The organism is Cupriavidus sp. PET2-C1 (assembly GCF_054515855.1).
The window spans coordinates 804,008-818,354 of the sequence record NZ_CM137260.1 but is presented as its reverse complement, the minus strand read 5'-3'; the positions used below and the strand labels follow the sequence as shown (position 1 = coordinate 818,354).

At 64.7% G+C, this 14,347-nt stretch carries 13 protein-coding genes and 1 pseudogene; 12 read left to right on the top strand and 2 right to left on the bottom strand.

The window, feature by feature from the left end; all coding sequences use genetic code 11:
- Positions 1–80: 80 nt before the first annotated feature.
- From ACX12D_RS23655 to ACX12D_RS23640, 4 genes are all read left to right on the top strand, one after another.
- Complete coding sequence (locus ACX12D_RS23655) at positions 81–3,500, top strand: molybdopterin-dependent oxidoreductase (protein ID WP_459376504.1); 3,420 nt, start codon at positions 81–83, stop codon at positions 3,498–3,500.
- Between the two features lie 43 nt (positions 3,501–3,543).
- Complete coding sequence (gene lhpI, locus ACX12D_RS23650; RefSeq protein ID WP_459375902.1) at positions 3,544–4,536, top strand: bifunctional Delta(1)-pyrroline-2-carboxylate/Delta(1)-piperideine-2-carboxylate reductase; 993 nt, start codon at positions 3,544–3,546, stop codon at positions 4,534–4,536.
- On the top strand, positions 4,533–5,996 hold the full coding sequence (locus tag ACX12D_RS23645) for a short-chain fatty acid transporter (RefSeq protein WP_459375901.1): 1,464 nt from the start codon (positions 4,533–4,535) through the stop codon (positions 5,994–5,996). Before lhpI ends, ACX12D_RS23645 begins: the two co-directional genes overlap by 4 nt.
- A gap of 171 nt (positions 5,997–6,167) precedes the next feature.
- The gene (locus ACX12D_RS23640; RefSeq protein ID WP_459375900.1) at positions 6,168–6,572 is read left to right on the top strand and encodes an FKBP-type peptidyl-prolyl cis-trans isomerase; all 405 of its coding nucleotides are present in this window, start codon (positions 6,168–6,170) and stop codon (positions 6,570–6,572) included.
- Between the two features lie 149 nt (positions 6,573–6,721).
- Here the strand turns inward: ACX12D_RS23640 and hfq are convergent, their stop codons facing one another.
- The gene (gene hfq / locus ACX12D_RS23635) at positions 6,722–7,096 is read right to left on the bottom strand and encodes an RNA chaperone Hfq (RefSeq protein ID WP_441635441.1); all 375 of its coding nucleotides are present in this window, start codon (positions 7,094–7,096) and stop codon (positions 6,722–6,724) included.
- A gap of 349 nt (positions 7,097–7,445) precedes the next feature.
- Between hfq and ACX12D_RS23630 the strand changes: the two genes are divergently transcribed.
- From ACX12D_RS23630 to ACX12D_RS23620, 3 genes are all read left to right on the top strand, one after another.
- The gene (locus ACX12D_RS23630; RefSeq protein WP_459375899.1) at positions 7,446–8,369 is read left to right on the top strand and encodes a LysR substrate-binding domain-containing protein; all 924 of its coding nucleotides are present in this window, start codon (positions 7,446–7,448) and stop codon (positions 8,367–8,369) included.
- A 528-nt stretch (positions 8,370–8,897) separates the two neighbouring features.
- Positions 8,898–10,217, top strand: a complete 1,320-nt coding sequence (locus ACX12D_RS23625) for an MFS transporter (protein ID WP_459375898.1) — start codon at positions 8,898–8,900, stop codon at positions 10,215–10,217.
- 50 nt (positions 10,218–10,267) lie between these two features.
- Positions 10,268–11,452 (top strand): M20 aminoacylase family protein, encoded by a 1,185-nt coding sequence (locus ACX12D_RS23620; protein ID WP_459375897.1) that lies wholly within the window; start codon positions 10,268–10,270, stop codon positions 11,450–11,452.
- Between the two features lie 203 nt (positions 11,453–11,655).
- On the opposite strand, the gene ACX12D_RS23615 is transcribed toward ACX12D_RS23620, so the two are convergent.
- Positions 11,656–12,300, bottom strand: a complete 645-nt coding sequence (locus tag ACX12D_RS23615; protein WP_459375896.1) for a hypothetical protein — start codon at positions 12,298–12,300, stop codon at positions 11,656–11,658.
- Positions 12,301–12,442: 142 nt separating this feature from the next.
- On the opposite strand from ACX12D_RS23615, the gene ACX12D_RS23610 reads away from it, so the two are divergent.
- The 5 genes and pseudogenes from ACX12D_RS23610 (at position 12,443) to ACX12D_RS23590 (ending at position 14,343) form a co-directional block, all read left to right on the top strand.
- Positions 12,443–12,793 (top strand): PAAR domain-containing protein, encoded by a 351-nt coding sequence (locus ACX12D_RS23610; RefSeq protein WP_459375895.1) that lies wholly within the window; start codon positions 12,443–12,445, stop codon positions 12,791–12,793.
- Between the two features lie 2 nt (positions 12,794–12,795).
- A pseudogene (locus ACX12D_RS23605) lies at positions 12,796–12,969 on the top strand (PAAR domain-containing protein); the annotation flags it as partial.
- A gap of 15 nt (positions 12,970–12,984) precedes the next feature.
- Positions 12,985–13,329 (top strand): hypothetical protein, encoded by a 345-nt coding sequence (locus ACX12D_RS23600; protein ID WP_459376623.1) that lies wholly within the window; start codon positions 12,985–12,987, stop codon positions 13,327–13,329.
- Between the two features lie 7 nt (positions 13,330–13,336).
- Positions 13,337–14,035, top strand: coding sequence for an EF-hand domain-containing protein (locus ACX12D_RS23595; protein ID WP_459375893.1), 699 nt, complete (start codon positions 13,337–13,339; stop codon positions 14,033–14,035).
- The gene (locus ACX12D_RS23590; RefSeq protein WP_459375892.1) at positions 14,032–14,343 is read left to right on the top strand and encodes a hypothetical protein; all 312 of its coding nucleotides are present in this window, start codon (positions 14,032–14,034) and stop codon (positions 14,341–14,343) included. The genes ACX12D_RS23595 and ACX12D_RS23590 overlap by 4 nt, the downstream gene beginning before the upstream one ends.
- Positions 14,344–14,347: the final 4 nt, after the last annotated feature.

Here is a 14,347-nt window from a genome sequence, read left to right as displayed (position 1 = left end):
TGCTATGTCGAAATTATGAATTAGAAATACTTCCTCATGCTAGCTAGCATCCGGTCAGGAGACAAGATGCGGTGACAACGATGATTCAGGAAGACAAGCGCGGCTACTGCACGTTGTGCCGCTCCCGATGCGGCACGGTGAACGTGGTGGCGAACGATGCGCTGATCGCAGTGCGCCCCGACACCGCGCACCCCACGGGCAAGGCGATGTGCATGAAGGGAAAGTCCGCGCCGGAACTGGTCCATAGCGCCGACCGCGTGCTGTATCCGATGCGGCGGACCACGCCCAAGGCCGATGCGGATCCCGGCTGGCAGCGCATTAGCTGGGAGGAGGCCCTGGCCGAGGTTGCGCAGCGCCTGCTCCAGGCCAGGCGCGAAGGCGGCGCCGAATCGGTCGCCTTTGCCGTCACCACGCCCAGCGGCACGCCGCTGTCCGACAGCATCGACTGGATCGAGCGGCTTATCCGGCTCTTTGGCAGCCCCAACACCTCCTATGCCACGGAAATCTGCAACTGGCACAAGGACTATGCGCACGCCTTCACCTTCGGCTGCGGCATGCCGACCGCGGATTACCGCAACGCCGAACTGATCGTGTTGTGGGGCCACAACCCGACCAACACCTGGCTGGCGCAGGCCGAAGCGATTGGCGCCGGCAGGGCCGCCGGCGCGAAGCTGCTGGTGGTGGACCCCAGGCAGACCGCGCTGGCTGGCCAGGCGGAGCAATGGCTGCGCGTGCGGCCGGGCACGGACGCCGTGCTCGCCATGGCGATCGCCAACCTGCTGATCGAAGCCAATGCGTTCGACCTGGCCTTCGTCCGGCAATGGACCAATGGCCCCTTGCTGGTGCGCAGCGACAACGGGCGCTTCCTGCGGGGCCGCGACCTGGGGCTGGCCGATGGCGATGCCTACCTGGTCTGGGACGCCCATGCCGGACAAGCCCGGCCGTCGTCGGCGCTGGCCGGGCGGGATTTCGAGTATGTTGCGCTAAGAGGCACATTCGAAGTGGGCCAGGCCACGGCCACGCTCGCTTGCCGACCCGCCTTCGACCTGTATGCCGGCGAATGCGCCCGCTACCCCGCGGACGTAGCCGCGCGGCTCACCTGGGTGGCGCAGGCGGATATCCGCCATGCGGCAAGCCTGTTCGGCTCGGCCAGGCGCGTGGCCTATCACGCCTGGTCCGGCGTTGGCCAGCATGACAACGCAACCCAGACGGACCGGGCAATCGCCTGCCTCTATGCCTTGACCGGCAGTTTCGACAAGCAGGGCGGCAACCGGATCTTTCAAAAGCCACCGTACAACCCGGTCAGCAGCTTCGACCTGCTGCCGCCAGAACAAAAGAGCAAGGCGCTGGGCTACGACGCGAGACCGCTCGGGCCGCCCGCGCAGGGATGGGTCACCGCGCGCGACCTTTACCGGGCGATCCTGCATGCGCAGCCCTACGCCGTGCGCACCCTGGTGGCATTCGGCACCAATCCCCTGCTCTCGCAAGCCGATGTGGAAGACGGCGAGCGCGCCCTGCGTAGCCTGGACTTCTATGTCCATTGCGATTTGTTCGAAACCCCCAGTTCCCGTTACGCCGATATCCTGCTGCCGGTCAACACGCCGTGGGAGCGCGAGGGACTGCGCATCGGCTTCGAGATCTCCGCCGAGGCCGAGCAACTGGTGCAGTTGCGCCAGCGCATGGTGTCGCCGCGCGGGGAATCGCGCTCGGACAACGACATCGTGTTCGACCTCGCCGTCAGGCTGGGCATGGAGCAGGCGTTCTTTGGCGGCAGCCTGGAGGCGGGATGGAACCACATGCTCGCCCCTTCGGGGTTGACGGTGGACAAGCTGCGCGAGCAACCCGAGGGCATCCGCGTGCCCGTTGCCGACGTGGAGCGCAAGTATGCGGGCCGGCCGCGTGAGCGCGCCTTTCCTACGCAAACGGGGCTGGTGGAGTTGTACTCGGAACAGCTGCTGCGTCACGGCTATCCGCCACTGCCACGCGCCGGCCAGTGCCCCGAAGAAGCGGACGACGCTGCCGGCGGCGCCTATCCTTTTGTCCTGACCTCGGCCAAAAGCGGCTACTACTGTCACAGCCAGCATCGCGGGCTGCCTTCGCTGCGGCGCCGCGCGCTGCAACCCGAAGCGGAAATCCCTGCCGCGCTGGCAGCCGCGCGCGGGATCGCCAGCGGCGATGCGATCCGGGTGACCACGTCCATCGGCAGCGCAAGGTTTATCGCCAAGGTCCGGGAAGGCCTGCATCCCCGCGTGGTGGTCGGCGAGTTTGGCTGGTGGCAGCGCTGCGATGCGCTTGCGCAGACCGCGCTGGGCGTCACGGGCGAGAACAACAGCAACTACAACGGCTTGATCGCCGCGGACAGCATCGATCCGGTCAGTGGCTCCGTGCCGCTGCGGGCCTATCGCTGCAACGTCGAGCCCGATCCTGCTTTCGACGTGACGCGCCGCCGGTGGGACGGCTATCGCGCCTTTCGCGTCGCGAGCCTGGCGAAGGAGGCGCGCGAGGTCACGTCGGTATGCCTGGAGCCCCTGGATGGCGGCGGCTTGCCGGACTTCCTGCCCGGCCAGCATGTGACGATCAAGCTCACTGTGCCGCCCGCCGGCGAAGAGATCGTGCGCTCGTATTCGCTGACCGGTCCCGCCGTGTTGCCGGCGCGGCGCGGCTACTCGATCTCCGTGCGCCGCGCCGCGGGCCTGAGCGATACCGGCGAGGCCGTGTTCGGGCGCGCTTCGTCGCATATCAACCTGTGCCTTGCGGTTGGCGACGTCGTCGCGCTGCGCTCGCCGTCCGGCACCTTTGTCATGCCGGTGCGCACCCGGCGCCCGCTGGTGCTGCTGGCCGGCGGGATCGGCATCACGCCGTTCATCAGCCTGTTCGAATCGCTGGCCGGGTTCGCCGATCCGCCAAAGATGCTGCTGTTGTACGCGAACCAGAACGGCCCGGCCCATGCGTTCCGGTCACGCATCCGCGCGTTGCGGCACACCCTGCCGACACTGGAAGTCGTCAACTTCTACGACCGTCCCGCGCAAGGCGACGTGCCCGGCGTCGACTACGACGTGGCCGGACGCGTCAGCGCCGAGCACGTCCCGGCCGGACTGCTCGGCCAGCGCCCGCTCGTCTATATGTGCGGACCCGCGCCAATGATGACCGCCTTCGCCAATGCGCTCGCCGACCGTGGCGTGCCGCGCGCCGACATCTTGCGCGAAGTGTTCCGCTCGCCCGAGCGCGTGGCGGCCGGGCCCGGCCAGCAGTTCAAGGTGGTGTTCGCCAGGTCCGGCACCACCGGCACCTGGCGCTCGGCGGACGGCCCCCTGCTGGGCTTCGCCGAAAGACTCGGCCTGGCACTGCCCAGCGGCTGCCGGGTCGGGCAGTGCGAGAGCTGCGCGGTTTCCGTCATGTCGGGCCGCATCCGGCACCTGCATGGCGAGGAACCCGAGGATGCCGGGATGTGCCTGGCGTGCCAGGCCGTGCCTGCCAGCGACATCGTGCTGAACGCGTGATCGCGCCCGCCGCCGCCCTTCTTCCAACCCCACCCAAGCCAACATGCTGATACTCGACTCCGACACCACCCGCGCGCTGCTGCCGTTCGCCGAACTCGTGCCCGCCCTGCGCGACGCGTTTATCCGCGGCTGCGAGGTCCCGCAGCGCCACAGCCATGTCATCGATCCGCACGGCGCAGCGCCGGGAACGATGCTGCTGATGCCCTCCTGGCAGGCCGGCGCCTATCTCGGCGTGAAGACCGTGACCATCTACCCGGGCAATACGCTGTCCGGGCTGCCGGGCTTGTACTCGACCTACCTGCTGCACGACGCGTGCACCGGCAAGCCGCTGGCCATGATCGATGGCAACGAGATCACCTCCAGGCGCACCGCCGCCGCGTCGGCGCTGGCGGCCTCTTACCTGAGCCGCAATGATGCTTCGTCGATGCTGGTGCTCGGCGCGGGCCGCGTTGCCAGCCTGCTGCCCCATGCCTATCGCGCCGTCAGGCCGATCCAGCGCGTTGCCGTCTGGGATATCAACGCGAGCCAAGGCGAAGCGCTGGTGGCAAGACTGCGGGCCGACGGCTTCGAGGCGCGCTTTGTCCCGACGATCGCCGCCGCCTGCGAAGACGCTGACATCGTGACCTCGGCCACGCTCTCCACCTCGCCGCTCGTGCATCGCGCGTGGCTCAGGCCCGGCACCCACCTGGACCTGATCGGCGGCTTCACGCCGGCCATGCGCGAGGCCGACGACGGCTGCTTCGCGTCAACCTCCGTCTTCGTCGATACCAGCGAAGCCGTGCGCAAGGCCGGCGACCTGCTCCACCCGATCGACGCTGGCGTGCTCAAGGCCGCCGACATCCGGGCCACGCTCGCGGACCTGTGCCAGCAGCGCCATCCCGGCCGCACGGATGACACGGAGATCACCGTCTTCAAGGCCGTCGGCACCGCGCTGGAAGACCTCGCGGCCGCCGTCATGGCTTATGAAGGATTCGAAGGCTCGCCGCGCGCAACACCGCGCGGGGAAAGCCATGGCAATGCAAGGAGACAAGCATGAAAAGCACGCCCCTATCCCTGGACACAACGGACCGCCCGGACCATCCGGACCACCCCGGCCGCGGCGGACTGGAGCGCCTGGCCGTCAAGGTCACCGACTGGTCCGAGCGCTGGTTTCCCGACTCGTATATCTTCGCCGCCATCGCGGTGATCGTCGTCGCGCTTAGCGCGATGGCCATCGGCGCGCCCGCGCAAGGCGTGGCCCGCGCATTTGGCGACGGCTTCTGGAGCCTGATACCGTTCACCATGCAGATGGCGGTGGTGGCCATCTCGGGCTATGTCGTGGCGGCCTCGCCCCCGGCTTCCCTGCTGATCGAGCGGCTAGCCGCCCTGCCGCGCACGGCGCGCGGCGCCATCGCCTTTGTCGCGCTGGTCAGCCTGCTGACCTCCCTGCTCAACTGGGCCATCAGCCTGATCTTCAGCGGGCTGCTGGTGCGGGCCATTGCACGCCGCACCGGGCTGCGCGTGGACTATCGCGCGGCCAGCGCCGCCGCCTACCTGGGGATGGGTGCCACCTGGGCACTGGGCTTAAGTTCGTCCGCGGCGCAGTTGCAGGCCAATCCCGCCAGCCTGCCCAAGTCGCTGCTGGATATCACCGGCGTGATTCCGTTTTCGCAGACCATCTTCCTGTGGCAATCCATGGCGATGACGGCCGTGCTGATCGCCGCTTCCTTGCTGGTAGCGTATTTTTCAGCGCCGGCGGGCGAGCGCGCGCGCACCGCGCAGGACATGGGCGTGGATATCGACGATGCCGGCGATGGCATTGGCCGCCCCACGCGTCCCGGAGAATGGCTGGAGTACAGCCCGTTGCTGACCCTGCTGATCGTGGCCCTCGGCGCCGGTTGGCTGGTACATGAGTTCACCACCAAGGACCCGATCCTCGCGATCTCCAACCTCAACACCTACAACTTCCTGTTCCTGATGCTGGGAATGCTGCTGAACTGGCGTCCCAAGCGCTTCCTGCGCGCCGTGGCCAGGTCCGTGCCATCCACCGCCGGGGTGCTGATCCAGTTTCCGCTGTATGGCGGCATCGCATTCATCCTCACCAAGGCGGCCGGCATGGATGGCACGACCTTGTCGCACCACCTGGCATCGGCGTTCGTCTCGGTCGCCACCAAGGAATCGTTCTCCGCGGTGATGGGCGTCTATTCGGCCGTGCTGGGCTTCTTCGTGCCATCGGGCGGCGGCAAATGGGTCATCGAGGCGCCTTACGTGATGCAGGCTGCCAATGAACTGCAAGTCCACCTGGGCTGGGCGGTGCAGGTGTACAACGCCGCGGAGGCGCTGCCGAACCTGATCAACCCGTTCTGGATGCTGCCGCTGCTGGGGGTGCTGGGGATCCGGGCCAAGGACGTGGTCGGGTTTACTTTCACCCAGTTGCTGGTCCACGCGCCGCTTGTGCTGTTCATGCTATGGGCCTTTGCTTCCACGCTGCCTTACCATCCGCCTGTCATGCCTTGATGACTTGATGCCTTGATGTCGCGGTGCCTTGCCGTTGAGTGGCTTGGCAGGCCTGGCGGCCACGCCGGTAGCGGTGGACAAACCCGGAGGGATCTCATTCCCGGTTTAAGATGCTGGTTTTCAGGCCGGCGCGACCGGCCAACCTTCCCCCTCCACTCTGCCAGCTGACATATGAAGAAGATTGCACTGCTACTTGCCGCCCTGGGCATGGCGTCCATCGCCCACGCTGCCGCCCCGGCCGCGGAAACCCTGCCGTCCGGCATGACCATCCAGACCATCGTCAAGGGCACCGGCGCCACGCCGAAGGCCTCCGATGTGGTCAAGGTGCACTACCGCGGCACGCTCACCGACGGCACCGAGTTCGACAGCTCCTACAAGCGTGGCCAGCCGATCTCGTTCCCGCTGAACCGCGTCATTCCCTGCTGGACGGAAGGCGTGCAGAAGATGCAGGTCGGCGGCAAGGCCAAGCTGGTGTGTCCGGGCCCGACCGCCTACGGCGCGCGCGGCGTGCCCGGCACGATCCCGCCGAACGCCACCCTGAACTTTGAAGTCGAGCTGCTCGGCATCGGCAACTGACGCGAGGCGGCCTCACCGCTTTTCGCAAGGCCCCGGCCTCCCGGCCGGGGCGCGATTGACCGGATTCAATGAAAACGGCACGCAACAGTTCCGGCAATGAGCGGGTCAGGCGGAACGTAGAAAGCCGCCCCACCCAAGGGCGGCCGGCATTACTCGTCTGAGCCGCCAGGCACCATGGCGCGGCGCTTGCGCGTTACCACCAGGGGTGCCTGGGCGTTGCCTTCTGAGGTCACGCGCGGCGGACGGGGGCCCGAGCCGGGCGTCCGCGGGCCTGCGCCGGGCGGACGTGCGCCGCCACCGCCGCCGGGAGGACGCGTGCCGGTATCCAGCTGGATCGTCGAGATGGCGCGCTTGTAGATGGTCTGCATGCCGCCGGGCGTGCTCAGCATGACCACAAACGCGTCGAAGGACTCGATGGAGCCGACGAGCCGGATGCCGCTGACCAGGTACACCTGCACACGCTTGCGCTCTTTGCGCGTGGTGTTCAGGAAGGAGTTTTGCGGGTTGGTGTCGTCAAGCTGCATGGGATATTGAGAGTAAGGCAGACGAAGCGCTGCGAGAAAAAGATGGCTACTGCGGCGCAGCTTCGTCGGCGGTGCACCGATGCACAATATCGGTGCTCACGCGCTAACGCAAGATGAATCACGCACGCCGGGATGGCAGCGCATCATGATTGCTTACAGTGGCTAGGCTTGCCATTCTAGCGCAAGCCGGATGCAGTTCCCCGCGCAAGGAGCATGCCAATGGTTCCGGCGCCCGGCTGAAAGCCACCTCAAGGCCACCTCGCACGCGGATCACGGCACCGGGCGCCCATCCTTTCGCGCCACCCGCTTTGCCATTAACATGTCCGCCCACGATCCAGCAGGCCTCCACATGAAGCTCAACCAGCTGCGCGCCCTGGCCGCCGTTGCCGAAACCGGCAGCATCCAGGAAGCCTCGCGCATCCTTCACCTGACGCAGCCCGCGCTGAGCAAGGCGATCAAGGAGCTGGAGAGCAGCGTCGGCGCCACCTTGTTTGTGCGCTCCAGCAAGGGCGTGCAGCTCACGCCCTACGGGCAGCGGCTGGTCTCGCATGCGCGGCTGATCAGCGAGAATGTGCGGCGCGCGCGCGAAGACTTGGAAGACATGAAAGGCACGGTGCAAAGCGAGATCACCGTGGGGGTGACGCCCGTGACGGCGCTGATGCGGCCGATGGCGGCCTGCCTGAGCACCTTCCGCCGCGAGTTCCCGAACGCCCGGCTGCGGGTGCTGGAGATGCGCCCGGCGCAGTTGCTGGAGCACCTGCGCGAAGGCACCATGGATTTCGCGGTGACCTCGCAATTGCTGCCGCTGGATCGCGGGCTGGACTGCACCCAGGTGTGCCGGCTGCCGACCATGATCGGTGCGCGGCGCGGGCATCCGCTGCGCGCGGCGCGCTCGGTGCGCCTGCTGCAGCAGGCGGACTGGCTGGCGCTGGACCCGCTGTCCGATGCCGGTTCGCCTTTTCATCAGTTATTCGCGGGTAACGGCCTGGCGGTGCCGACCCGGGTGGTCGAATGCACATCGATGGGCTTGGCGCTGGACCTGTGCTGGCAGGTTGACACCCTGATCCTGCTTTCCAGCGAGTCGCTTGGCAGCAAGTACATCACCGAGCGGATGGATTTCATCGAGGTCGCCGAGCCCGTGCCCGACCGCATCATCTCGCTGGTCACGCGCGACCGGCATGTGCTGACGTGGGCGGCAGCGCGCTTGCACGACGCCGTGCTGCAAGCGCTGGCGGGCCACTACCCGCCACCGGGCAGCGCCACCGCCCCATGACGAAATGGCATGCGCCGGCAATGTGCATGCAGGCCACGCAATGCCCCGGCACTGCTGCAGGCGCAGCATGAGGCCATCCGCCCTCCGCGCAAAAACCAATAACAATCAATAAGTTACGGGCCATAACCAAATCCAGGGGCAATAAAAGCAAGCGAATTGCCCCACGCCGCGCGCCGCCGCGAAGATGGCACACCACACCGCTTCTGCCTTGGCAGGCCGGGAGAGCGAGGCGATGGGATTGGAGGCAAGCGGCAATCGCAAGAGCACCCGCGGTAAGGCCGGGGCGTGCGGGTCGGGTACTTCAGCAGCACCTGGTTGCTTGCCGCGCCCTATGTGCCGATATGGAGCGACCCGGTCGTCGTGGCCGGCAGCGCCGCGCCCTGCGGCCGGGCTCTGATTCCCAATGCGCATACCCATGAAAAAAAGCGAAGTGCTTATCCCGCTCGCGGCCCCTAACATGCCCCCACACCGAGAGCAACGGGGCCACGCCGCATCCATTGCCCGTCTACCCCACCCGAGGAGGACCGCATGACCGCTGCCCACACCGCGCCAGGCCATCCGGCCGGCGCCGCGCCAGCCACTGGCGCCACTGGCGCAACTGCCGCCCGCCCGCACTCGCGCCGCGCCATCGTTGCCGCCGCCATCGGCAACGGGCTGGAAATGTACGACTTCACGGTCTACAGCTTCTTTGCCGCCACCATCGGCAAGTTGTTCTTTCCGTCCAGCAGCCCGCTGGCATCGTTGCTGCTGTCCTTCGCCACCTTTGGTGTCGGCTTCGTGATGCGCCCCCTGGGCGCGGTGCTGATCGGCAACCTGGCCGACCAGCGCGGCCGCAAGGCGGCGCTCACGCTCACCATCGCGCTGATGACGGCGGGCACCGCGCTGATCGCCTTCACGCCCACCCATGCCAGCATCGGCGTGGCCGCCACCGTGCTGGTGGTCATCGGCCGGCTGCTGCAAGGCTTGTCGGCTGGCGGGGAAATCGGGGCCGCATCCGCCCTGCTGCTGGAGACCGCCAGCAAGCGCAACCGTTGTTTCCTGGTCAGCTGGCAAGCCGCCACGCAAGGCGGTGCCGCGCTGCTGGGCGCGCTGACCGGTGCTGCGGTATCGGCCTTGCTCAGCCCCGACGCCATGCTTGAGTGGGGCTGGCGCCTGCCATTCATGCTTGGCCTGCTGATTGCGCCAGTTGGCATGTATATCCGCCGGCACCTGCAAGAAACCCACGAAGGCGGCAGCACGCATGGCGGCGTGGGCAAGGTGTTTCGCGAGCATGGCCGCACGCTGCTGCTGGGCACATTGCTGATGACCGGCAGCACCTCATCCATGTACATCATGGTGTTCTACATGCCCACCTACCTGGTGACCTCGCTGCATTTGCCGCCCGTCACCGCCTTCCTGGCGGCATGCACGGCCGGCGCTGCCATGCTGGTGATGGCGCCCTTGTTCGGCCTGCTGGCCGACCGGCTGCCGCGCCGCAAGCCGCTGTTGTTTGCCGGCGGGCTGACTTCGCTGGCGCTGGTCTACCCCAACTTCACGCTGCTGTCCGCGGGCCCCAGCCTGCCGCTCACCATGGCACTGATCGGCGCCGCCGTGACCCTGAGCTCAGTCGGCAGCGGCGCGGGTGCCGCCCTGCTGATGGAGGCGCTGCCGCGCCACCAGCGCGCCACCGGCATGTCGATGATGTACAGCTTTGGCGTGACCGTGTTCGGCGGCTTCGCACCGCTGATCGTGACCTGGCTGATCAGCGCCACGGGCAGCAACATGGCGCCTGCCGGGTACCTGATCACCGCCTCCTGCATCAGCCTGACCGCGCTGGCGCTGTTCCCCAGCCACCCTGGCCGCGACTGAACCGCGGCGCAAGACCCATCCCATCCGAACGCATCACACACCCTGCAGCCATGACCAAGCACCCAGGAAATATCCCGCTGGCACTGACCGAATCCGCCGAGCGCTTCGCCGCACTGCGCCACCGCATCCACGCCCACCCAGAGCTGGGCGCCGACGTGCCACGCACCGCCGAGATGGCTGCCGCGCTGCTGCGCGAATGGGGCTACAGCGTGCACGCCGTGGGCGGCCATGGGCTGGTGGCGCAACTGAAGGTGGGCAACGGCGCGCGCACCATCGGCATCCGCGCCGACATGGACGCGCTGCCGCTGCAGGAGCGCACCGGCCTGCCCTATGCCAGCCAGGTAGCGGGACGCATGCACGCCTGCGGCCATGACGGCCACACCGCCACGCTGCTGGCCGCAGCCGAGTACCTGGCCGCCACGCGCAACTTCGACGGCACCCTCAACCTGATCTTCCAGCCCGACGAGGAAGGCATGACCGGCGCGCTGGCCATGATGAACGACGGCCTGTTCGCGCGTTTCCCGTGCGACGCGATCTACGCCTTTCACAATGCCCCCGGCCTGCCGGTGGGCATGGCGGTCGTGCAAAGCGGCCCGATGGGCGGCTCCTCGGACCGCGCCACGATCACGTTCCGCGGCAAAGGCGGCCATGGCGCCATGCCCCACCGCGCCACCGATCCCACGCTGGCCCTCGCCTCGACCGTGGTGGCGCTGCAAGGCATCGTGGCGCGCAACGTCGCGCCGGTCGACGCCGCGGTGATCAGCGTGGGCGAGATGCGGGCCGGCAGCACCTACAACATCATCCCGGAGACCGCAACGCTGAAGCTAACCGTGCGCGCCACCGTGGCAGAGGTGCGAGACCTGCTGGAGACCCGCATCCGCGAGGTGGTGACGCATCAGGCTGCCTCGTGCGGCGTGACGGCAGACATCGCCTATGAGCGCCTGGCGCCCGCGATCTGCAATACCGTGGAAGAAACCGCCGTCGCACGGCAGGCCGTGGCCAGCGTGCTGGGCAGCGACAAGGTCATCCAGGTGCCGCCGTCGATGCAGATGGGCAGCGAGGATTTCGCGTGGATGCTGGAAAGGATGCCGGGCTGCTATTTTGCGCTGGGCAATGGCACCGGCGAATGGGTGGGCTGCTCGGTGCACAACGATGGATATGATTTCAACGACCAGCTGATTCCGCTTGGTGCCGCGTGCTGGGTGGCGCTGGCGGAGGGTTATCTGCGCGCTTGAGACCGCAACATGGTCGGTTTGCCCCCTTCTTTCACTAAGGCCTTGTCTGAGGTCATTTACAGTACATCAGGGAAATCTGCCTGCAGGTGGGTACGCGGCACTAGCGAAATCGTGAGCGAGAACGACATCATTGCGCCGCGGCTTACGGGCATGCAAGACGACCCCGTACCAGGGAGCACGCCACAGTACGCACGGAAGACAACTCACCGACTCGCTTTGTCGCAACATGCGTGCGGGCATCGCGGATTTACAGCTATCGTAACGGTGTTCAGGAACGTGGCGGCATCCCCTGGTGAGACGTGGCGATTGTCGATATCGCGAATCTCTGGCTGGTGAATGTCGGCGACGTTGGCATCCATGTGCTCAAGCAGATCAGCAAGCCAACGTGCGCGCGCTTCGGCAAGCTTCCTGGAGATTCCGGCGCTCTCGTTCTGCCACAGCGACATGAATACCTCAAAGCCCGCAGGAAACGCTTGCCGTGTATCACTGCGCCACGCGGCCAGCCGAGCAATTTCGGGGGCAGTGAGCTTCGCGGCCCCACGCTCGAAGATGGGCTCGTGTGTCAAGAATGCGGGGCGGCAGGCATATGCAGGCAACACACAAAGCAATACGAATGCAGCGAGCAGCTTTTTCATCACGGTTTCCATGCTGGCGGCCTGTAGCTCCAATTTGGGATGTTCGTCACGTAGTAGGCGATGTTGTCTGCATTGACGATGCAAAACTGATTGCGCGCTTTGGCCCGAAGCCTTGACCCACTTATTTTCGGAGTTCATCGCGTCCGGAAAGTATGAAACCTCGCGCAGCCTTTGTCGCGTATTGTCGGCCGTGTGACCGAACCAGTGGATCACCTTGTCCTGGTCTGCTTGATTCCACCGCGACAACTCGGCAAGCCGATCATTCAGCGCTGTATTTCGGACTTGTCCGATTGACTTCAGCGGTTGTACCTGGTGATATGAATGTTGGCAATTCGCCACTTTCAACCAGGAGTGAATGATGAGCTACACAAAGATCAAGGCTGTCTATATGGCAGCGTTCGCTGGCGCCAAGACTGCCAAGGGCGGCGAGGTTCTTATAGGGTCGGGAATCCACAGCTGTGATGGTCTCACTCTCCTTCGCGTGGGAGACGTAGCAACCTATCCAGACGGCAGTACCGCGGTGATTGTCGCAGGCGCTGGCAACGCTATGAAGGTGGAAGACATGCCGGTTGCGATTGTCGGGAGCCCTCTGAGCAATGGCGACACCATTGTGTCCAGCCCTATCACGCCATTGGAATTTCATGAACTCGACGGCGACCCCATTTTCGGCCTGCTTGATCCGTCATATCAAAGCGCAGGGGCTTAACCGTGGAACGCAGAGTTGCTTGTGTAGGTGACGCTCTCTCGACCGGCGGCAGGATTCTCCCGTATGCCGGACGAGTCTGCACCTTCGGGAGCGGCCATCAGGTCGCGCTCATTGGCGGGGATGCCTATTGTGAGGCTTGTAAGAGCATCGGCAGAATCGCAAAAACAGGCGGCCCCCGTCGAATCAATTTCATGGGCGAGACAGCCGCGGATGGAGATATGGTGCTGTGCAAGTGCGCAAAGCCTCCGCGAATCGTGGCGACCCTTTCCGGCAATAGCTGGTGCGATGACATGGCTGGCAGCGAGTATGCCGGCGATACACTTAGCGCCTTTGGTTATGACAATTCAGTCTCCAGTCCTTTTGCTTACGACCAGCACTTTCTGATCGAGGACGAGGAAACGGGCGAGCCACTTGTCAATCGACGTTATCGCCTCACGTATTCAGGTGGGGTGATCGATGGCCGCACGGACTCCCATGGGTATACGCAGCGAATCGGAAGCGGTAGCGCAGAAACCGTAAGACTGGAAATTTTCTAGGGAAAAAATGGGAAACGAAGCAATTTCAGTAAAAAATGGAAAAATGACGCCAGCGCAAGATCGCAACCCCATCAAGGCTCCCGTCAGGCCACCGCTTTTATATTTTTCAATATATTGCCATGACAAATACCACTCCTTCAAAAAGGCAGCCGAAACCAAAGAGCGAGAAATATTAAAATCCACCAAATGGGATCAATCAAAGGATATCTACATTGCAATAGAAGTGCTAACGGAAGCCGATTTTCTTGCCGCCTGGGATCGCATAGCCAGCGTCGCCAATCAGGACGGACGTGTTATCGCCGAAGGGCACTTATTCACCCATGCAAGCAAACCGGGCGGCGAGAGTAGCGGCCTTGAATTCGCCGCCATACCTGGCACAGGCGATGGCACCATCGACAAAGCCGAGTTGATGCGACTGCCAGTATTGCCGTGGCGAAAAACGGGTGAACTAGTCCTCTATGGTTGCAATACATCGCGGACTGGCGAGCGCAGAGAATGGACGCCAGCGCAGATTTTTGCTGATAGGCAGAGGGTCAAGACAACCGGACAACCAGCATTCTCCGATTTTTCAAACAGACCGGACAAATACTCCAGAATATCCCCCGACTCCGAGAATATTTACCTTTTTCCATTTCATAGAGGGCAGAACGGAAGATTCGGGAATGGCTCCCGCTATCCATCCCAATCATTCGAGCCAACCCCATGAAAAATATACTTATTGCTATCTCCGCGTCGCCGATCATCATATCGTTATTGTTTCTGGCACATCGCGTTTTTCAGGTTCCCGTCAATCATATCAGCCTAACACCTCATTATTTGGATATCCTTTCAATCTGCTCAATATTGCTTGCCTTGATATTTCGCGTGAGTCGTCCAGCGCTGTGGGGGATTGCACTGCTCGCGGCCATTAATACTCTTCTGGTTGTATGGGTCATTGATACACACAACTTCCTAGAATACGAGGACTGGATTAAGCGAGGCATGCCGGAAAAAACGGTGGGGCCGGGCTCCTAATGAT